The 21,536-nt window shown below is 48.0% G+C and carries 16 protein-coding genes, 1 tRNA gene and 1 pseudogene; 9 read left to right on the top strand and 9 right to left on the bottom strand.

What is annotated here, in order from left to right; genetic code table 11:
* Positions 1-7 precede the first annotated feature (7 nt).
* The 4 genes from DWY79_RS06950 to DWY79_RS06935 form a co-directional block, all read right to left on the bottom strand.
* The gene (locus DWY79_RS06950) at positions 8-1,591 is read right to left on the bottom strand and encodes a bifunctional UDP-sugar hydrolase/5'-nucleotidase (RefSeq protein WP_121961285.1); all 1,584 of its coding nucleotides are present in this window, start codon (positions 1,589-1,591) and stop codon (positions 8-10) included.
* Positions 1,592-1,816: 225 nt separating this feature from the next.
* On the bottom strand, positions 1,817-4,195 hold the full coding sequence (locus DWY79_RS06945) for an FtsX-like permease family protein (protein WP_087343885.1): 2,379 nt from the start codon (positions 4,193-4,195) through the stop codon (positions 1,817-1,819).
* A 148-nt stretch (positions 4,196-4,343) separates the two neighbouring features.
* A complete protein-coding gene (locus DWY79_RS06940) occupies positions 4,344-5,657 on the bottom strand; it encodes a SpoIID/LytB domain-containing protein (protein ID WP_122369075.1) in 1,314 nt (437 codons plus the stop codon).
* Between the two features lie 17 nt (positions 5,658-5,674).
* Entirely contained in the window at positions 5,675-7,672 is a 1,998-nt protein-coding gene (locus DWY79_RS06935; RefSeq protein WP_122369074.1) for an OPT family oligopeptide transporter, read from the bottom strand.
* Between the two features lie 484 nt (positions 7,673-8,156).
* Between DWY79_RS06935 and recR the strand changes: the two genes are divergently transcribed.
* The 3 genes from recR to DWY79_RS06920 are packed head-to-tail and all read left to right on the top strand — an operon-like array spanning position 8,157 to position 10,509.
* Positions 8,157-8,783, top strand: a complete 627-nt coding sequence (gene recR / locus DWY79_RS06930) for a recombination mediator RecR (protein ID WP_005868175.1) — start codon at positions 8,157-8,159, stop codon at positions 8,781-8,783.
* A 26-nt stretch (positions 8,784-8,809) separates the two neighbouring features.
* The gene (locus DWY79_RS06925) at positions 8,810-9,976 is read left to right on the top strand and encodes a glycosyltransferase family 2 protein (RefSeq protein ID WP_005868176.1); all 1,167 of its coding nucleotides are present in this window, start codon (positions 8,810-8,812) and stop codon (positions 9,974-9,976) included.
* Between the two features lie 17 nt (positions 9,977-9,993).
* Positions 9,994-10,509, top strand: a complete 516-nt coding sequence (locus DWY79_RS06920; RefSeq protein WP_057318820.1) for a GNAT family N-acetyltransferase — start codon at positions 9,994-9,996, stop codon at positions 10,507-10,509.
* On the opposite strand, the gene DWY79_RS06915 is transcribed toward DWY79_RS06920, so the two are convergent.
* A complete protein-coding gene (locus DWY79_RS06915) occupies positions 10,501-11,097 on the bottom strand; it encodes a YqgE/AlgH family protein (protein ID WP_005856219.1) in 597 nt (198 codons plus the stop codon). The genes DWY79_RS06920 and DWY79_RS06915 overlap by 9 nt on opposite strands.
* Before the next feature lie 120 nt (positions 11,098-11,217).
* On the bottom strand, positions 11,218-12,531 hold the full coding sequence (locus DWY79_RS06910; protein WP_005868178.1) for a pyridoxal phosphate-dependent aminotransferase: 1,314 nt from the start codon (positions 12,529-12,531) through the stop codon (positions 11,218-11,220).
* A 144-nt stretch (positions 12,532-12,675) separates the two neighbouring features.
* On the opposite strand from DWY79_RS06910, the gene DWY79_RS06905 reads away from it, so the two are divergent.
* Positions 12,676-12,749, top strand: a tRNA-Asp gene (locus DWY79_RS06905).
* 145 nt (positions 12,750-12,894) lie between these two features.
* On the top strand, positions 12,895-13,797 hold the full coding sequence (locus DWY79_RS06900) for an AraC family transcriptional regulator (RefSeq protein WP_005868179.1): 903 nt from the start codon (positions 12,895-12,897) through the stop codon (positions 13,795-13,797).
* A 13-nt stretch (positions 13,798-13,810) separates the two neighbouring features.
* Here DWY79_RS06900 and DWY79_RS06895 read toward each other — a convergent pair whose 3' ends face one another.
* Together DWY79_RS06895 and DWY79_RS06890 are read right to left on the bottom strand one after the other, a co-directional pair.
* A complete protein-coding gene (locus DWY79_RS06895; RefSeq protein WP_005868180.1) occupies positions 13,811-14,374 on the bottom strand; it encodes a sugar O-acetyltransferase in 564 nt (187 codons plus the stop codon).
* Between the two features lie 125 nt (positions 14,375-14,499).
* Positions 14,500-15,744, bottom strand: coding sequence for a family 20 glycosylhydrolase (locus tag DWY79_RS06890; RefSeq protein ID WP_008778274.1), 1,245 nt, complete (start codon positions 15,742-15,744; stop codon positions 14,500-14,502).
* 100 nt (positions 15,745-15,844) lie between these two features.
* On the opposite strand from DWY79_RS06890, the gene DWY79_RS06885 reads away from it, so the two are divergent.
* The 3 genes and pseudogenes from DWY79_RS06885 to DWY79_RS06875 form a co-directional block, all read left to right on the top strand.
* Positions 15,845-16,342 (top strand): hypothetical protein, encoded by a 498-nt coding sequence (locus DWY79_RS06885; RefSeq protein WP_008778275.1) that lies wholly within the window; start codon positions 15,845-15,847, stop codon positions 16,340-16,342.
* Complete coding sequence (locus tag DWY79_RS06880) at positions 16,339-17,250, top strand: ThuA domain-containing protein (RefSeq protein ID WP_005868184.1); 912 nt, start codon at positions 16,339-16,341, stop codon at positions 17,248-17,250. The genes DWY79_RS06885 and DWY79_RS06880 overlap by 4 nt, the downstream gene beginning before the upstream one ends.
* 533 nt (positions 17,251-17,783) lie before the next feature.
* Positions 17,784-18,125: pseudogene (locus DWY79_RS06875) on the top strand (excinuclease ABC subunit UvrA); the annotation flags it as partial.
* Here DWY79_RS06875 and DWY79_RS06870 read toward each other — a convergent pair.
* Entirely contained in the window at positions 18,114-20,936 is a 2,823-nt protein-coding gene (locus tag DWY79_RS06870) for a sugar-binding domain-containing protein (RefSeq protein WP_122369073.1), read from the bottom strand. The pseudogene DWY79_RS06875 and the gene DWY79_RS06870 sit on opposite strands and share 12 nt — an antisense overlap.
* 84 nt (positions 20,937-21,020) lie before the next feature.
* On the opposite strand from DWY79_RS06870, the gene DWY79_RS06865 reads away from it, so the two are divergent.
* A partial coding sequence (locus tag DWY79_RS06865; RefSeq protein WP_147431802.1) for a site-specific integrase occupies positions 21,021-21,536 on the top strand: 516 nt, incomplete at its 3' end.

The raw sequence follows: 21,536 nt of genomic DNA, 5'->3' as shown, positions 1-21,536 counted from the left end.
TACGGCTTTACTTTGAAATAACCGGCATATGCGTGGATTCTACCGTGATGGGTTTCTTGAAGCCCTTTAGGTAGTCCATGAAAGCGTCGGTCGATATGATACCTAAATTATCGAATTCCGGGATCTCGTAGCCCTTGAATAAAGAGGCGTCGTACCCGTCTCCGCCATCGGTGATGAAAGCGTCTAGGGTCACCACGCAAGGGGTATTGTCCTCGATCTCGGTCTTTTGCCCGTCTCTTGTATAGACTATTTTCTCGATCTTATTTCCGCTTAGGGTAAGCGTGAGGTCGGAGGATTGAAGGAAACCGTTCGGATTCTTCCGTCCATCCTCCAATAGCTTCTTCAACCGCTTGCCGTCGAAACGATAGGCAACGATAGCGGAGCCGAAAGGCAGGATGTTGCCGGCACGCAGTCGGGTGATATCCCCTTTCGGAAGGGCCGCACGGATACCTCCGTAATGGTTTACGCCGATCACCGGCTGATCCTTGTAAGCGGGCATCTCTTTTTGGAAACGCTTGGCGTAAGCGGCCGTGACCAACGCCCCGATAGGCGTATAGTCGAACTTATTGATGGTACGGTCGTGGATCAAGGCCTCTTTTGCCGTGGCAAGTTTCTCGTTCAGCCGATATTTATCCATGATCTTCTCCACGGCCTCTCGCATCTCCGGGTTCTCCTCGCAGGCTACACGCACGGTATCCCCTTGGATGAAAGAGATATCCCGGTGTCCGTTGAAATCCTGTATCTGGAACAGCAGTTTCCCGATATGGGTACCGTTTACGCCGGCTTGGATGATGGGGATGTTATTGATCTTATCGAGCACCAGCTCATGCGAGTGGGCGGATATGATGGCGTCTACCTTATCGATGAACGGCAGTCCTTGGGCGTTCTCCTCGGTGATGCGGTAAGGCATTTTCATATCCGTGCCGATGTGCATCAAGAGGATAATCATATCGATCTGGCCCTCTTTCTTTAACTGGTAGACGGTTTGTATGCAGGCCGCTCCCAGCGGATGCGTGAACTGAAGCCCTTTCAGGTTCTCCGGCTTGGTCTTGACGTAGGTGTCCGTAGTGGTCAGTCCGATGAAGGCTATGCGCAGGGAGGAGCCATCTTTCAACTTACGCTCTACGATACGGTAGGGACTCAACCAGTCGGGGTGAGTATATCTCTTCTCTTCGGTGATATTGGCGGCCACATGGGGGATATTCAAAGCGGCGGTGTCCACTAGATAAGGAAGCCCCCAGTCGAACTCGTGGTTACCGATGGCGGACATCTCCACGTCCATCGCCTCGTACATCTCTTTGATAGGCTCGCCTTTCGTGATCTTGGAGAAATAGCTTCCGCTGAAATTATCTCCGCCTGAGACAACGATGGAATGCGGATAGCGTTGCTTCTCGTTTTGTGTCATTTGTACCAACCGGGCGGCTCCCGGCGTGATCCCGTCGGAGGCGAAAGCCCCATGGAAATCGTTGAATGAGAAAATGGCTAAAGTGTCTATCGAGCTAGACGGGGTGGCGATATCTTGAGCGAATAGGGGAGCGGTTAGCGCGCTGCCTAGTAAAATCGCCGATACGAATTGTTTTTTCAGTCCCATGGTTGTATGTATTAATAGGGACAAAAGTAGGAAAAATAACGGGATTCACCGAGGAAAACGCCCGATTCGTCGAATTCTTTTTGATCGTTTTAAACCTTCGGCCTACCTTTGTGTCATAGTAATAGCTCGTGAGAGTGAAAGCGAACCGGTTGTTCATCATAACCGGGAAATAGGTAAACATTAAGTCAAAGGGCCGCCGTCTGGATAAGATGCGGCCCTTTTGATTTATTCGGACTTGAGGTTGTTTACGGGATTGTCGTGGGTGGTACGGAATACGTTATATCCGGAAACCGCCAGTATGACGGTGAGTACCAATACGCCTCCTCCCACGAATAGATACCAGGATAGCTGGATCTTTTCCGAGAATTGCTCTTGCCATTTCTGGGAGATATAGAAAGCGATACCGCAACCAAGTAAGATGGCCGGCAATGCCATGGTGATGATATCTTTCAAGAAAATATGGAGTATGTCTTTTACCGTGGCTCCGTTAATCTTGCGGATCGCCATTTCTTTCCGGCGACGGTTCACCTCGTCGTTCGTGTATCCGATCAATCCGATGAAGACGATCAGCAAGGTGACGATGCCACCGATCATGACGGAGTCACGGAATTTCCGGGAGGAGGTGTATCCTTCCAGCATCTCGCTCTTGAAGGAGATCACGTTGAGTTCTTTATCCGGGATGAGTTGCCCCATTAGATCCTGCGTCTTGCGTAGAGCCTCGGAAGAAAGGCTATGGTACCGAATGACCATATGTTGGGCCGCCCCTTTCGTATAGAACATGATCTTGGCTCGCGGATCTTCTCCCGCTATGGAGCCTAGGCGGAAATCCTCGAACACGCCCCGGATCGTGAAGAGAGGCATCGACTCGGACTTGGTATCGTGTCCGGTTATTTGTACCGTCTTGCCCACGGCTCCATCCTTCCAGTCGGCGAAAGGTTTCATGTATTCAATGAAATTGCGGCTCACCAGTATCTCTTGCGAGGAGGTGGTATTCTCTGTGAAGTATTGTCCTTCTACGATCGGGATTTCTAATACGTTCAGGTAATCGTTTCCTACGTCGTAGAGGTCGGCGATGTTGAATAGTTCCCGGTCGTCTCCCGGAAGATAGACGTTATTGCCCGAGGCTCCCCAGAAAGGAAGGTTATAGCAAGTCGTGATGGCGTCTACCTCGGGCAATCTCTGGGTTTCCTCGATCAGTTTGGCACGCCCCGTGGAGTCTACGGCGCCGATATACACATAGGCGAGGTTCTCGGGATTGTATCCCGGATGATCATTCACCATATGGTCGTATTGCTTGCCTACCACTAGCAATAAGGAGGCGAGGAAGCTGATTGCCGTGAACTGGAAGAACAAGAGTCCCAGTTTCCAAAGGCGGCGTGCTTCACGAATACTCCGGAAAACAGCCGCTACAGGAATGCGTCCTAAGAACCAGCCGGTAGCTATGCCCGTAGAGATAAGTACGACTATGACCGTGAGGCATATCGCCCACATACCCGTGGATAGGAATAACGATCGGACTCCCGTGCCGATCAGCTCCTTTATAATTCCTTGAAATCCTAGGATCAAAAGTACGACCAGCGCTAGCGCGACGGTGACGTGGGTCCCTACCTCGGACAACGCCATACCTTGGATATCCTTACCGCTCGCCCCGTAACATTTGCGTACGGCCATCTCTTTCGTGCGGTTCACGATGGAGGAGATCACGATCAATATATAGTTCATTACGGCGGTGAAGATCAATACGAAGGCGATGAACGAGAGGATCAAGGCCATACGTTTGGCCATATCGTCCTCCATATGTACGTTGAGTAGTTTGTGGAAGGTGAAGGTCAGTTCCACGCCGGCTTTCTTAAGGTCGTTTACGGGGAAATGCTTGTCGATCATCTGTCTCATTCCCGCTTCCAACTGGGCCTCTGTCGTACCCGGTGATACCTTGACATAACTTTGGTAGCGGTCGTTTCCGGTTAACATATGGGTTCCGTCCCACATGAACTTGCTGATGGAAGAAAGGGATACGATAATGTCATAACTCTGTTCGGTGTTGTCCGGTAGTTTCTTGAATACGCCGCCTATCGTGAGGGCTTGTCCCGGCGCGTCGTCAATCTCGAAACGTTTTCCCATCACGTTACCGCCGATACGTTCGGCGATCTCGTCGGATACGAGCACGTACATGGGTTGGGAGAGAACTTGCTTAGGGTCTCCGATGAGCATGGGGCGGGGCAATACGTCGAAAAGACAACTGTCCGCTAGGATGAAGGTCGCTTTGAGCCGATGCTTGTTGTCGGACATCGTAAAAGGGGAGTTTCCCCGGAAGTACGTATAGCGTGTGGCGGCCTCGATCTCCGGTGTCTCTTGTTTCAAGAGGGGGATTACTCCGGCGGGCGTTTGCCCGTGGTCGCCCACTTCCCCGTTCATGAAAAATTTCTCATATACTCGATAGATCCGGTCTCCGTCCGGATAGAAGTTATCGTAGGTGTTCTCGAAGTGGACTTTAGCGATCAGCACCAAGCCGATGGTCAGTCCTATACCCAAGGAGATAATCTTCATTACATTGTGTTGCCCTCTCTTAAAAAGGGAGCGAATTGCGATCCCGATGTTTTTCATATTGTTATTGTATTATTTTCCGGTAAGATAAAATCAAATACCGTGCCATTGTGTTTATGTGGTTGAAAAACAGAGGGGTGAGTAGCGTATGATTATTTATGAGTGTCCAATAATTGGACAAGGGTGTCCAGATTTTGGACACCTTTGTTTAATACCTTTTCTCAATAGAGGCTCCGGGGAAATAATGCGTGAGGATTTTCCGGTACGAATACCCTTTGGCTCCCATCACGGCGGCTCCGATCTGGCAAAGCCCCACGCCATGTCCCCATCCGGCTCCCGTTAAGATGAAGCGGGAGGGGATATCGAGGCGGATATCCTTCTTATCGACAACAAAGGCCGAGCTGTATAGATGCGTCTCGGACAATGTCCGGCGTATCTCAAGCTCTTTGCCGATGGTGAACGAACGGCGTACCCCTACGATCTTGAGTTTCGTGATACGTCCGGACGAACCTCTTTCCAACGGTACGAGATCGATGATCGGCCCGAAATCCATACCCGTTTTCCGGTGGATCAACCCCGATAGTTCCTCTTGCGTGTATTCTACTTTCCAACGGTAGAAATCCGTGGTCTCTTGATCGTAGTTGTTTAGCACTTGGCTAAGGATCTCCTTGTCCGTCGTATTACAGAAGGCTTCGGGTGAGGTACGTATCCATTGTTCCGCTTCCCGCTCGTCCGTCAGGTCGGGATAGGCGGGAGTCTCGCCGTCCCTCAATGCGGTAAGATAGGAGTGGGGAACCGGTTCCCAGCAATTCTCGAATTTCTCGGTCACGCCTCCGCAGCATTTCGAGAAGCGGGCGTCGCAGATCGTATCGTTATCCATCAATACCTCTCCACGGGTCTCTTTGATCACCTCCCTGACTATCGGGTTCGATGCCCGGGTAATACCTTGGTAACGCTGGCAATGGTCGTCGGCACAGACATCGAACAACTCATGGTCCTCCCGGTCGTACCAGCGGATCAAGGTCTCGTTGTCGCGGTAACAACTTTTATAGGGCGTAACCGATCCGTTCAAGCTGAAATTCTTCTCGACCTGCGCCAAGAGCCAGCTTCGCGAGATCACGGCATGGGCTTTCAGCAACTCTTTGGAAGCGTTGGCGCTCATCTCCGAGGAGATTACGCTGGTAAGGTATTCCTCCACGTCCACTTGGTTGATCGTGACGATTCCTTTATCAGTCGCCACGAGGTTCAACGCTCCCTTGAAGCGTTGATCCTCCTGTCGTTGCCAGTGAAAATCCACGCCGATCGTGACCGCCTTCAAGTCGAAAGAGGATTGCGGGCTGGTCGGCTCGAAGAATAGCTCCTGATAAAGCTTCCCATTGTACACGATCTTGCCGTTTACCCAGAGGGCACGTTGCTCGCCTATGGTGAACGTGCCGGTTTCCGTATGTACATACTCTTCGTTAAAAACAAATGAGACCGCTTTGTGGGTCATGATTCCCACATTGATTACAGGTGCTTCCATATCCTTATTCCTTTATTCTATTCTTTTTTCGCGTTCAGGGAATTAAATGTGAGGTAAGCGATCATGACAAGGTACATGACAACCGCTAGTATCTCGGCGGCATTGCTAGATGCCCATTCCTCGTTCATCAAGTTGATTCCGCCGAAGCGTAAGGCTGCGCTGACCACCCCCATCAAGGCACCGCCGGCGATAAAGCCGGAAGCCAGTAACGTACCTTTCTCCAAGCGGGCTGAGTTCAAGCTTTGGTCTTTGCTACGGCTTCCTACATACCAACTGATCGCTCCACCGATCAAAAGCGGCGTATTCAGGTCCAAAGGAATAAACATACCCAAGGCGAATGCCAACGCCGGTATCTTGCAGAAGTTCAATACGATGGCGAGGACGGCTCCGATCGCGTATAAAGCCCAAGGTGCCCCCGAACCACTCATCAACGGCTCGATAACGGCGGCCATAGCGTTCGCTTGCGGAGCGGCCAATTGTCCGGTCGTGAAACCGTACGTCTGGTTCAATATCAAGATCACGCCTCCTACCGTAGCGGCGGAAACTAGTGTGCCTAAGAATTTCCAAGTCTCTTGCTTGGCGGGTGTGCTCCCCAGCCAATAGCCGATCTTTAAGTCGGTAATGAAACCTCCCGCCATGGAAAGCGCCGTACAAACCACGCCTCCGATAATCAGGGCGGATACCATGCCGGCCGGCCCTTTCAACCCTACGGCGACCAAGATGATGGAGGCGAGGATCAACGTCATGAGCGTCATGCCCGATACCGGGTTCGTCCCTACGATAGCGATAGCGTTTGCCGCTACGGTCGTAAAAAGGAAAGCGATCACCCCGACCAACAATAAGCCGATGGCGGCATGGAACCAATTATGAAGTACGCCGAACTGGAAGAACAGGAAGGTGACGATCAGCGATACGATGATACCGATCGTTATCACTTTCATCGACAAATCCTTTTGCGTACGTATAGTATTACTCTCCACAGCGTCTCCTTTTCCTTTCAACTCGTTCGCCGCCAAGCCTACGGCTCCCTTGATGATTCCCCAAGAGTTGATGATGCCGATCACCCCGGCGGTAGCGATACCTCCGATACCGATGTGGCGGGCATAGGTGGTGAAGATTTGCTCGGCGCTCATGCTCCCGACGGTCGCCGTGATAGCGTCATTGCCGAACGTAAGTACGTCGGCGCTGAAAATGGCGGACATGGCGGGGATGATCACCAACCATACCAAGAATGAACCGGCGCAGATGATCAAGGAGTATTTTAATCCGATGATGTAACCCAGACCTAGCACGGCAGCGCCCGTATTGACTTTCAATACGATCTTGGCCTTCTCTGCCAGTATCTCACCGGCTCCGACGATACGGGTACTGATCGTCTCGCCCCACCAACCGAAGGTGGCGATGATGAAGTCGTACAAACCACCGATTAATCCGGCGAATATCAAGGGCTTCGCTTGGCTTCCGCCTTTCTCGCCGGAGACGAGTACTTGCGTGGTTGCCGTAGCTTCCGGGAAGGGATACTTACCGTGCATGTCGGATACGAAATATTTACGGAACGGGATTAATAGCAAGATCCCGATGATACCTCCTAACAAGGAACTCATGAAAACCTCGAAGAAATTGACCGTGATCTCCGGATATTTGTCTTGCAGGATATAAAGGGCGGGCAAGGTGAAAATGGCCCCCGCCACGATCACGCCGCTACTGGCCCCGATAGACTGGATGATGACGTTCTCTCCCAAGGCGTTCTTCCGCTTGAATCCGCTGGACAACCCTACGGCGATGATAGCGATCGGGATGGCGGCCTCGAATACTTGACCGACCTTCAGGCCCAGATAAGCGGCCGCCGCGCTGAATATCACCGCCATGACCAATCCCCAAAGGACGGACCAAGGCGTAACCTCCGGATAGTGTTTGTTGGGAGACATAAGAGGCTTGTAGCTTTCCCCTTCTTTTAATTCTCGGTAGGCGTTTTCTGGCAGCCCGGTTACCTTTTCTTCATTTTCTGGTTTCACGATATTAAAATGTTAGATTATAAGTTCGTAATAGCTCCACCAAACGGGTGTTGGGTGACAAATTTATGTTTTCTGGCTGAGACATGCAAGGATTCTTTAGAATAGTTAGGGCAACCGTACCCAAATTATCTATATGAATTCTTGCCCAGTAGCGTATGAATTCTTGTTCGCATGCTGTATAATTCTACAAACCACGGCGTGATCTGTATAGACCAAGTCGTGGAATATACAAATCACGTCGTGGTCTGTACATCCCACGGCGATCATTTGGAAATAGATCAAGTAGTAAGTATGTTTGTATATGGCAAAAAGAATGTTTATTACTTGAGGACATGAACAATTATACCTAGAGCAGTTATAGTTGTACATATCAAGCAAGAGATGTGCGACTTGAATGGGATGGGGGAGAAGCCGAGTAAATAATTTGAGGTTTATCGTTAATTCGTAAATTCTTTCTATTTTTGTAGTCAAATACAGAAAGTAGATGAATCAAAGATATCCTTCAGCCTTGTTGGAAAATGCCGTGAATGAATTGGCTTCCTTGCCGGGGGTGGGGAGGAAGACAGCGCTCCGGCTAGCGCTTTATATGTTGCGCCGGGACGTCGGCTATACGGAAAACTTCGCCGCGGCCTTGGTCGCCCTCCGTCGAGACGTGAAGTACTGCAAGGTCTGCCATAATATATGTGATGATGAGGTTTGCTCTATTTGCGCCAACCCCAGCCGTGACCATTCCTTGGTTTGCGTGGTAGAGAATATCAAGGAGGTGATGGCGATAGAGAATACCGGGCAATTCCGTGGCGTATACCATGTGTTGGGCGGGATCATCTCGCCGATGGATGGTATCGGACCGGGAGACTTGCGTATCGACAGTCTGGTGCGACGTGTGGCCGAAGGTGAGGTGAAAGAGATCATCTTAGCGTTGAGCACTACCATGGAAGGCGATACGACTAACTTTTTTATTTACCGGAAGCTATCCGGTTACGATGTGAGGATCAGTGTCATCGCACGTGGCGTATCTATCGGTGACGAGATCGAGTATGCCGACGAGATCACCTTAGGACGATCCATTATCAATCGTACCGAGTTCAATCTCACCTCTTCTAATTCATAAATCATAACTCATAATTAATATCCGGAATGACCTACGAAGAAACCAAGTTGTCCGTTATCATCGTTAACTATAACGTGAAGTATTTTCTGGAGCAATGCCTCTATTCTGTCCGTGCCGCCGTAACGGGGATGGACGCCGAGGTGTTCGTGGTGGATAATAACTCGACGGATGGATCTGTCGAATATCTCCGGCCTAAGTTCCCGGAGGTGGTTTTCATTGAGAATAAAGATAATCCCGGTTTCGCCAAGGCCAATAATCAGGCGATTCGCCAGTGCACCGGTGAATACGTGTTATTGCTGAATCCCGATACCGTGGTGGGAGAGGAGAGCCTCCGCAGCCTGTGCTTCCAGATGGATGAGGATCCGGAGATCGGGGCTATCGGCGTGAAGATGCTGAATGGGCACGGGGTATTCTTGCCGGAGAGCAAACGGGCTTTCCCTTCGCCTTGGGTGTCGTTCTGCAAGATATTCGGTCTTTCAAAGCTGTTTCCTAACTCTCCTGCATTCGCACGTTATAGCCTGCCGTATCTGGATAAAGAGCAGACGCATAAGGTGGAGGTGCTGGCGGGTGCGTTCATGTTGCTTCGCCATGAGGCGTTGGATAAGGTCGGCTTGTTGGATGAGTCGTTCTTCATGTATGGGGAGGATATCGATCTGTCTTATCGGATCGTGTTGGGAGGCTATAAGAACTTGTACGTGCCGGAACGGATCCTGCATTATAAGGGGGAGAGTACGAAGCATGGTGACTTGAGGTACATAAGGGCTTTTTACGGCGCCATGTTGATTTTCTATAAGAAATATTATCCGGGGTCCGGCTGGTTGATGCGGATACTGATCCGGTTGGCTGTCCTGCTGAAAGCTTGCTGGGCGACGATTTCAGCCCCTCTACGCAAGAAGGCTAAAGCGGTTAAGCATCGCCGCCTTTTGATCTTGTGTAGGGAGGATCATTTTGAGGAGGTAAAGGCCGTTTGCCTGAAAGCTATGCCGGATCTGGAATTCGTGAATCTCTGGGATTTGGACGTGGAGCGTGTGATGGATGCTATCTGTCGCAAGAACCAGATGAAAGGCTTTACGGACTACGCTTTCTGCTTCCCCGATGCCCGTTACGAGCAGATGCTCTTGTTTATGGACAAGCTCGTGAACAAGAAAGCGGTTTACCATATATATACGAAGAAGAGTGGTCGGCTTGTTTAAGTAATCCTTGGGTAAATATGTTATTGTCGAATGATAGAGTCCGTTTGAGGGCATTGGAACCAGAGGATCTGGAGTTGTTGTATCGTTGGGAGAATGATCCGGAGTTATGGGAAGTAGGGAATACCTTGGCTCCCTATTCCCGTTATATATTGAAGGAATATATAGCGGGTAGCGACCGGAGTATCTATGAGTCTCGCCAACTTCGCTTCATGATCGAGGAATGCGATACGGGGACTTGCGTGGGGATCGTGGACTTATTCGATTTCGAGCCGCACCCGAACCGGGCGGCTTGCGGTATTATGCTGGACCGTAGGTATCAAGGACGTGGCTTCGCTATGGAAGCGTTAAGACTATTGATGGAATACGCTTATACGTTTTTGAAGCTTCATCAACTTTATGTGCATATTCCCGTGGCGAACGAGCCTAGCAAGAAATTATTTACCCGTCTGGGATTTGTCGAGGCGGGGACGCTTAAGGACTGGATCAGGACACCGGATGGTTATTCCGATGTCTGCATAATGCAGTTAATTTAAATACGGGTCCTTCGGATATTTTGTCCAAGTTTTATAATCATTGCCTAATAATTCTACGGAATCTTTCCAATAGCCCTCCCCATCGGCAGACAGGATATTATCGGTGGTGATATGGCTTACGGCCCACGAGTTCCGTTTGATTTCATGGTTTAATTGCCCTTCGGTCCATCCGGAGTATCCCAAGAAAAACTTCACTTTCCCATCGATTGGGTGCCCGTTGAGGATGTATCGTTTCAATGCGTTGAAATCCCCGTCGAAATATAAATAATCATTGATCTTTAATGCGTCCGGAATGATATTATCCCCTAAGGAATGAATAAAGAACAAACGGTTGGGGCTGACCGGCCCCCCCAGATAAATCGGTATCTCCGGAAATTCGGCAAACTCCTTGAAAAAAGAGTTTACGATAAGATCCGTTTTTTTATTCAAGACAAATCCCATCGATCCGTGTTCCGTATGCTCTATTAATAATACGACGGAACGTTGGAAATAGGCATCTTGTAAAAAAGGCTCGGCAATCAGAATACTTCCTTGAATAGGAAGGACATCGTTATGTGTTATTTTAAATATATTTTTATAAGATGCCATGATCGTGAATGTTAGGTTGTTACTAATTCACCGACAATATAAGGCGTTTTTTAATAAGAAGCAAATGAAAAGCCCGGGATTCAAGTTAATAAACGTGAACCGACCGGGCTTATTGTTAATTTATGCTTGATGATTTTCCTCGAATAATCTCAGTCTTTCGTCCAGCAAATCATATTGGTGATCTTTTATGAAAGAGGTACAAGCCCGTAGTCCTTGTTGGTTACTGCCTGTGGTACTTAATGATATGGCGCTTACTCCGTAATAAACCAGCTCTTCCATCAATTGTCCGCCGGTCATTCCCGGGTAACCGATCGTGAAATAGAAACCGTCGGCTATCGGTTGGTCCAGATCGTGATCATAAACGATTGTGAAACCATGATCCGTAAAAATCTTCTTTAGTTTCTCCGCTCGGCGTCCGTATTCTTTCACTTGCGAGACAAAGTCGAACGTACCGTCCGCGGCGGCCTTGAACATGGCGGCTAAGGCGAATTGGGCCGAGTGGCTGGTTCCGGAAGATAGGGCGTATAAGACACGGTGGATATATACCGTACCGAACGTACCGCCTCCATAACGCTGAGTCAATCCCGGATAGGAGCGATGGTAAAGTTTATTGGAGATCGCTGTCACGCCGATACGCTGTCCGGCATAGCTGAACGCTTTGGAACCGGATATCTGCATGATATAATTATCGGTATAACGGGCTACGCTCGCTTGGTAAGGAGGCTCGAAAGGACATCCGAGGTCCTTGCGGAAATCCATGGCAAAATAGGCGAGGTCCTCTATGACGATCACGTCGTATTTGTTGGCCATCTCGCCGATGATCTTCAACTCCTCATCGGTGAGGCAGAACCAAGCCGGATTGTTCGGGTTGGAATAGATCATCGCGGCAATATTGCCTTTGGAAAGATGCGTTTCCAAGGCCTCACGCAATCGCTCGCCACGGTATTCGTATACGTCGAACGACTCATATTTATAGCCCATAACGGCTATTTGCTGTTTCTGCACGGGGAATCCGGGGTCGATAAACAAGATGGTGTCTTTTCCCGGCGTACATTGTCCGGCCGTAAGGAAAGAGGCGTATGTGCCCTGCATGGAACCGGTTACGGGTACGCAACACTCCGGGTCTATATCTATATTTATAAACGCCTTGATAAAGCGGGAAGCTTGCTTTTTCACTTCGGGAGTTCCGTTGATGTTCGGGTAGATAGACGCTATACCGCTACGAAGGGCTTCGATCTCAGCGTCTACGCCTACTTGAGCGGCTTTCAAGCCCGGTACGCCCATTTCCATATGGATGAACTCGGTTCCCGTTTCTTGTTCCAATTGCGTGGATATGGCAACTACCTCCCGGATAGTCGCTTTCCCAAAATCGGGAAGTCCAAAGCCATCGATAATCCGTCTGGCTGTCTGATAGTCTACAGGAGTATTTTTCATGCTAGTGTTAATTATATATGAGGGACAAAAGTATGAAATTTATCGATTTGTTCTAATTTTTTCATCCTAAACTATTGCTAATTCAAAAAATCCACCTATCTTTGCACCGCAATTCAACGGAATAGCGATAAAGAATAACATTTTGGTCTGGTAGTTCAGCTGGTTAGAATACATGCCTGTCACGCATGGGGTCGCGGGTTCGAGTCCCGTCCAGACCGCTTTTTATTTCTCCTTCCTCTTTTTAAATTTTCCTTTAATACATATTTTAGTACGATATCATCCGGTTCGATGGATTTTGCCTGATGGCATGAGGTTGTTATATTGGGAATGTTTATCTTTGAGACCAATAAAACAGATAGCCTTATGGAGAATCTAATAAAGATCGATACCGTTGATCAATACAACAAGATGTTTGGCTTGGAGACGTTGCACCCATTGGTGAGCGTGGTAGATTTATCCAAGTCCGAGACATGGCCTACTAATTTCCGGGTTAATTATGGTATATACGGACTTTTCCTGAAAGATACGAAATGCGGGGATATTCGGTATGGGAGGCAATATTATGATTATCAAGAAGGAACCGTAATAGGATTCGCTCCCGGGCAGGTGACGGGTATTGAGCTTAAGGATGGGACCCGGCCTTTGGCGCATGGGTTGCTTTTCCATCCGGACTTGATCCGTGGTACGGCTTTGGGACGGGACATCAAGCGTTATTCTTTCTTCTCCTATGAATCAAACGAGGCGTTACATCTCTCTGAGGAAGAGAAGGGGATCTTCGTGGATTGCCTGAGGAAAATCCAGATCGAGTTGGAGCACTCCATCGACAAGCATAGCAAACGGCTGATCGCGATGAATATCGAGTTGCTGCTCGATTATTGCCTGCGTTTTTATGACCGTCAGTTTACGACCCGTGCGGAGACGAATAAGGATGTGTTGGTGAGGTTCGAACGATTACTGGATGAATACCTGCAAAGTGATCTGTTAAGACAGGAAGGGCTACCTACTGTACGGTATTTCGCCGAGAAGATTTGTTTGTCCCCGAACTATTTCGGTGATCTGATCAAGAAAGAAACAGGGAAAACTGCCCAAGAAAATATACAAGACCGGATTATTTCCTTAGCGAAAGAATGGATATTAGGGACAAACAAGACCGTCAGCCAAATCGCTTACGACCTAGGATTCCAATATTCCCAGCACTTCAGCCGCATATTCAAGAAGACCGTGGGGTGTACCCCGAATGAATATCGGAAATCCCAGATGTCGTAATCGGTGTTACGGGTTATTGGATGTATTTTATGACCTTGGCGGGAACACCTCCCACGATGGCATTGTCCGGTACATCTTTAGTAACTACCGAGCCGGCTCCGACTATAGCGTTCTCGCCAATGGTTACGCCGGATAGGATCGTTGCGTTCGAGCCTACCCAGACATTCTTTTTCAAAACGATCGGGGCAGGGTAGGTAGTGCTCCGGTCTTCGGGGGCGAAGCCGTGGTTGAGGGTGGCAAAGACCACGTTATGCCCGATCTGGCAACCGTCGTCCAGTGTCACCCCGCCATGATCTTGAAAATGACAGCAAGCGTTGATGAAAACGTTCTTGCCTACCGTGATATTCTTCCCAAAATCCGTATAGAACGGGGGGAATACACGAAAAGACGGATCGACCGGCTTATTAAACAAGCGGGATAACAGCTCACGGATTTCCTCGGGATCGTGATATGAGCCGTTTAACTCGAATGTCATGCGCCTGGCCTCATCGCTCATCTCGTTCATAAACTGATGGATCTCGTCTCCTTTAAGAGGCTTTCCTGTTTCTACGTACTTCAAGAATTCGTTTAGTGTCATAATTGCTATTTTAATAAGTTCTACTTCTTGGTTTGTTTATCCCTTTTCGATTGCAACGGCAAAGATCGATGAAATCCAGAGAAACTTTTGTAGATGGATTACAGGAATTATGACCTAAATTACATTCACCGATTCTCCAAGGCCTTATATTTCTCAATCAGTTTCTTGACCGTGACAGCGTCCGAGACCTCTTGCTTATAGGTAGTCGGGTTATAATAGGCCTCGAGGAAACTGTCTGCACCGGACCAGACTGTCTCGATAATTCCTTGGAAATGGCGAGACATTTCCGGATTTGAATGCTGGCGGAAATGGATCATATCATCTACCTGTTGAAGCGCTATCTGAGGTTTACGCCAAGGGCATGTAGCAACGTCGAAGCCTTTCATGGCAAAGTAAACAGCGGTTTGCTCGGCACGCTCATAATGCCAGTCGCAGATAAAAACATCTTTCGGGATCAAGTCGATCGCACGGTAGGTATTGTTCATGCTAGCTTCCCAAGCGCCGATCCCGGTAGTCTTGCCATCGATCAGGCGGTCTCCCCATATCATCAATCGTTTGCCTTGTGAGGCTAAGTGGTTTTGTATTTTAGTGACCTCACCGGCATATAACTCAGCCTTGTCATGTCCGCCACAACGGGCGCAACTATCATGTCCGATATAAAAGACCTCGTCCATCCCTGCATGGAATAATTGAGTCTCGAAAACATCCGTCAACTCGTCTACTAAAGCGAATACGATTTTATGTACTTCCGGATGAAGTGGGCAGTAACTTTTACAATAAAGCCCGTCTGAGTTGGGCCAACCCGTATAGTTCTTGGTATCCACGTGTGGCGTCTCGTCGAACTCCGGATACTCACGTAATAAAGCGTAGGTAGTCTCAGCCCATGATTGATGCCCCAAGAGATTGATCTGGGGAGCGATACGTATTCCGTTATCCCGGCAAACCTTTACGATCTTTTTCACATCCTCTCGTGTGAGTGGGGTCGGATCCCTCAGTTCTGGATGGGACTCATAGGCATAATTCCAGTCTACCCGTAGAATCAACAAGTTGAAATGACTGGGAGCCAGTTCCTCTTGGACGAACTTCAAGAATAGATCCAACTTCTGCGCGGATGGAGCGGCGATGGCCAAGCCTCGTACGGGCATGATACTATCTAAACGGTTTGTCTCTGATTGGGCGGAAACTTGGGCCGAACCTATAGCCCATATAAGCAAGAATAGTCCGATAATCTTTTTCATATAGTGATATGTTTTAATGTTTAAATTTTTAATTTGATGTACGCTTTCGAAGATCATCACGCACATCGTGACAGCCCGGAGGATGTCGATGGCTATGTTACGTTGCGTAAAATCTATTGGTTGATCGCTCATAATATATTTAGATTAAAGGTGAATTTAATACAAGACAAATATAATCAATAAGAGACATATCATTACATTTGTGCCTTATAAATATGAATAATAATTAAAAATGATAGACATGATAAGACAATTGATTTATTGGGTTCTCCTGCTTTTTGTTTGTATGGGTGCCCATGCCCAATTCCGGGTGACAGCCCATCAAGAGGGTTGGGACCGGATTCCTCCGCAAGCGCAAAAAGACGGCTTTTGGTTTCAACAATCCGTTTTAGCGAATATGGATGATGACACCGCTATGGAGGAGGTCATGCTTTTCGGGCGGGATAATGGGCATTACCCTACTTTCGACCTGTTTAAGTTTTATTACGTGATCGTGGATAATTATACGAGAGAGATCCAATATATATCGGATGAGATCTATGTGACAGATAAATATACGCTTACGGTGGAGGATCGCAATAATGACGGGATCTCCGAGTTATATATCGATTATTTCAAGGATGGGAAGTTTACGGTTGATGAGCGAGGATATAATTTGCGAACCACCCGTTGCTACGACCGTATCGAATGGAGCCCCGAGAGTGAAAAATTTAACCCCCAACAACCATGAGAAAGTATATCTATTTTATAGCGCTTATCTGTTGCGCCTTATCAGCCTCAACCTCTTACGCCCAGAAAAAGGTGATAAAAACGATGATGATCGCCGGGCAAGATGGCAGTCATTATTGGCGAGGTGCTTGCGAGGTCATGAAGCAGATCTTAGAGAACAGTGGAATGTTTAAGGTGGATTTCGTCTTTACCCCGGATTTCGGAGGAGATATAAATACCTTTAAGCCCGATTTCGCTAAATATAACTTGGTCGTTGTTAATTACGGAGGTGAAGTCTGGCCCGAGCCTGTCCAAAAAGCTTTCGAGAACTATGTAGCGGATGGTGGTGGGGTCGTGATTATCCATTCCTCCGTGGTACCTATGGCCGGTTGGAAAGCGTACAACGAGATAATCGGCATGGGAGCTTGGGAGGGGCGAAACGAGAAAGACGGTCCTTACCTGTATTGGAAAGAGGGCAAATATGTATACGATTATACACCCGGTTATGCGGGTTATCATGGCTTGCAGCATGAGACGATCCTAGAGCATCGTGCGCCGGAGCACCCTATTTTGAAAGGTCTGCCTATAAGATGGAAACATTTTAAGGACGAGATTTATACCCGCTTGCGTGGTCCGGTACGGAATGTGGAGATATTGGCTACCGCTTATGAGCGTGGACGCCATGAACCGTTGATGTGGACGGTGAAGTGGGGGAAGGGGCGTGTCTTTGTCGATCTGTTGGGGCATTGCGGCAATGACCCGAATATGATTTACTCGATGGAGTGTACGGGTTTTCAGGTAACCTTACTAAGAGGGGCTGAATGGGCAGCCACCGGGGAAGTGACGCAAGAGGCCCCTCGGGATTTCCCATTGGAAGATACCTGTACGCTCCGTCCGGAATTCAAGGCTCCTTTCCATGCGACGAATTAAATGCCTTAATAAGATGGTGTCTTTCGACAGAATAATCAAATTGACAAATTGTAAAGTTAAGTCCCGGAGAATCGATTTTTCCGGGACAAAGTACGGCTCGCTCCTAAATACGCAAGAAAAAATCAGTAATCGTTTGTTAAATAGATAGATGTCAAAAAACAGCCTTTCATTCTAGCGAAATTAGTTCATCGTAATTCATATCTTATGGGTTGTTTGGGCTATCTCATAGGGTTACGATGGGGAAATGATAGGGTTATGATGCCTATTCATGACAGTTCATAACCCTATTCATGACTGCTTTCGATGCCCAACGTGACTATTGGCGTTGCCTAACACGACTAGTTGCGTAGGCTTTCATGATCTATCGTGTATAAAAAGCGGCCTTTTTGAGTAAAAAGCGCCATATATAGCTATCCTCTTTCCTCTACTTGGCAATCTCTCTCAAAAGGTTGTGTTACAAGATACGCCTTATATCTATTAAAAAGACAGGATTAGATCGTATATTTGTCATTCGTTCATTAAAGTCATTGGTTATGTCAAATCAAGAATATATCAAGATCGAGGGAGCTTATGAGAATAACTTGAAACATATCTCTCTGGATATTCCGAAGAAGCAAATCACTATATTCACCGGGGTCTCGGGTTCCGGAATGTCTTCGTTGGTATTGGATACCATCGCCGCCAGTTCACGCCGGGAGTTGAATGAGACGTTCCCCAGTTTCGTGCAGCAATACCTGCCCAAATATGGCCGTCCGCGTGTAGACCGGATCGGGAATCTGCCGGTCGCTATCGTGATAGACCAGCGGAAGCCCGCTCCCAACGCCCGTTCTACGGTGGGGACTTATACGGATATCTATTCTCGCTTACTCGTCATACGAGATATTCCCTAATTCCTTAATCTTCGAATCTCCGACTTGATGCGTGAATAACTCGATCAATTGAGCGGGCGTTAATGTCATCTGAGGCGAGAACTCGGAGGAATCCATATAACTTAATAAGCTATGGTATAATTGACGGGCTTCCGGGTATTCTTGTTGGGTTTCCAAGTCTGTCATACAGATTAATAACTTACCCGGGCCGACATTGAATTCTTGGATCATCCCTAATTTATGGTTACGCTCCACGTTATCGATCACTTGTACGATCGGCCTGTAATTATCCGGAAGCTGGTCCAGTATCAACGGATGGCTATTCTTTATCATCGTGAACCATTGCCAGTTTGTATGGAAATCCGTCGGGAAATGAGTGAAAGCCGGATGAGAGGGATTCATTAATAATCCGAGGGTACCCGGAGAGACCGGTTTCTTTACCCATTCGCAGATGGACTTAAACATCCGGTAATTCCAGTAATCGGTCTGGAATAATCCGTCTACCGTCACGTTCTTGTAAGTCTTGGCATCCGGGAACCACAATACTTTCGCCCCGTTCGCCAATAAGTTCTCGGTCTGTTTATCCCATTTCTTAATAACATTGATATCCGTAGGGATTTGCACGTTATTATGTTCCGGATAAATCCATAACGGATAATGATTGTGATAATCCGTGCCCTCGATCGCCAGCCGTAAAGTATAGGTCTCAGCCTCTTGAATGGCAGGTAAAGCGATATTTAATGGGCCTACCTCGGCCAACATCCCTTGATTGATTTGCAGCGGTATGTTGTTTTGGGCGATTACTTGATCTTGACCATTTGTCAAGGTCCAAGTTAGATGTTTCCCTTTTAAAGCGGTAGGTGTATAGTTCGCTACCTTGATGGAGCCTTTGAGCGCCTCATTCCCGGAGTAACAGAATTTAGGCAGGAGAGCCAATAATACGACATCATCGCAAGACTCTTTCCATTCCTCGGCGGTTATCAAACCCTTATTATCCATAAAAGCGTCTAAGATACCGACTAACGCCGTGCCCTGTCCCGGATAATCCTGTAAATCCAATAATTGGAAGCCGGCCATTCCCGGAGTACGGAACGCCATTTCCATCTCGGCCCGGTAAAGTTGCGCCATCCATTTACCGGAAGCCTTGAAGAAATCATCCGCTTGTCCGGCCATACCGGACTCACCCAGTCGTTTGCGGAATATCTCCAGATTCCAAGGTTTTAGTGCCCCGGTATATTTTTTGATTTCCTCATAATTCGGATAACATTGGAATTGCCCGGTCTCGTGTCCGATGATAGGCAATGAACATTGTTCGATAGCGGATTCGAAATTCATGACCGAGTTTGGATAGGTATGGTTGATATAACCGCCGTCCTCCGCGTCTGCGAAAGAGAAGGAACCCCGGGTATGGTTGCTGAATACGTTAGCGCCGGGGGCTCGACAGGTCGTGAAGTAATCGTCACCCGCCGCAGGGCCGTTGAAGCCTAGATAGTCATTCGATCCAGATGCGTATAAATGCCGTCCGTCCTCACTACGGAAACGGGCGATCATGTCTACCATCGCTTCTTGATCCCCGGAAAGCTCGTTGCCGATCGCCATCATGACGAAAGAGGCGTGATTCCCATAAGCCTCCTGTATTTGTAATCCTTCTTTGGTGAGGAAATGGATCAAAGTGGTATCGCCCTTTTCCATCTTTCCCCAGAAAGGTAGTTCCGGTTGGAGGTAAAAACCTTCGATATCGGCCGCCTCGAAACAAGCTTTAGGAGGACACCATGAATGGAAACGGCAGTGATTGATACCGTATTCCTTGGCGATCCGGAAATAGCGTCTCCATGCTGCGGTATCCATCGGTACATGGCCTGTAAGCGGGAATACGCAAGCATCGTGTTTTCCACGAAGGAAGGTGGTCAATCCGTTGATGTTGAATTGTGTTCCTTCTGCTTTGAAATCTCTTAACCCGAAAGTAGTACTTTGGCTATCTTGGATATTCTCTCCTTGGATGTTCGCTGTCAAGCGATACAAGGTAGGGGAGAACTCGCTCCATTCCAAGGCGTCATCACCCATTGGTATTTGGAATACGATCTCATCTTGTTGAACTACGATATTCTTATTGAATTTGATATGGTGCTCTAAGCCTGTGTTGAAAGCCTCCATCTCTATTTGAACGGCGGCTACTATCATTTGCTCGAATGGATTTGAAAGCTTTATTTTTACGTCCACCGTTTTTTGATCCGCATGTGGATATACTTGTATCCGGCGGATATGGAATTGTGGACGGGCTTCCAATTTCAGGTCTCCGATAATACCGTTCCAGTTTGTCTGCGTGGATTCCGTATAAGCGTGTGAATTGTCCAATAATTGGGGTGGAACGCTCAAACCGTTATCGACTAGAATAGTCAAGTGATGCTTCCCAGCCCGGAGATATGTGGACAGATCGTATTCTTGAGGGGTGGAAATATGGTCGGATGAACCGACATATATGCTATCTACCCATATTTGGGTCGGTTTTGTTCGCTCCAAGATTAACCAAATGCTCTTGCCTTCCCAATTCTCTGGAATCGTGATCTCTTTCTGATACCAAGCCTTACCTTGATAGCGGAAGGGCCTAGACAAATGAGTTGTCTCCTCCTTATCATTGTTAGGGTATCCTTTTTGGTTGGTGTCCGTGGTACCCGGTAATTGAACTTGCTCGGTGACATCTGTTGAATCCAATCGTAATTCCCAGCAACCGGCAAGCGATAATTCCTCTCTACTCTCTTTGGGAGTTTGGCATGCGAATAGCATGAGCATAAGTGGAATACTCCAAAATCTCTTCATGGTAATGTTTTTACTCTAAATATGGTTTACTTAATTAATAGTGTACAAAGGTAGTATTTTTGGCTTTTTTATTAAGGAGAAGATATGAAAAAAGAAGAAGATTTTGTTATGGGCCTGTCCATCTACATGGCTTGTCTGCGTGAGAAAAAACGGTATTCCACGGCGAAGAGTTATCAAGATGCCTTGAACTCGTTCAAGTGCTTTTGCGGTATGGAGGCGATTCCTTATGCCTATATTAATAGGAACAGGCTTTTGTGCTATCAGTCATGGTTGTTGGACAAGGGCCGTTCGTTGAATACGGTGTCCACCTATATGCGTCGGATTCGTCACATTTATAACTTGGCCGTGGAGGCGAACGAGGCTCCCTTTGTACCCAACCTGTTCAAAGATGTCTTCACGGGCGTTGAAAGCAAGCGGAAGAAGGTGTTGCCGCGAGAGATGCTGGAGCGTATGTTTAACGCCCCGTTGGGGGATCCGTCCTTGCGGCGTGTACAGTTGACCGTTCGGTTGATGTTCGCGTTCAGCGGGATAGCGTTTGTGGATCTCACGCATTTGAAATGGGAGAATATCCGGGATGGGATATTGCAGTATCACCGACAA

Origin of the sequence: Parabacteroides sp. AF27-14 (assembly GCF_003635425.1) — a bacterium.
Taxonomy (GTDB): domain Bacteria; phylum Bacteroidota; class Bacteroidia; order Bacteroidales; family Tannerellaceae; genus Parabacteroides; species Parabacteroides distasonis.
This window is presented reverse-complemented; position numbering and strand designations above follow the sequence as displayed.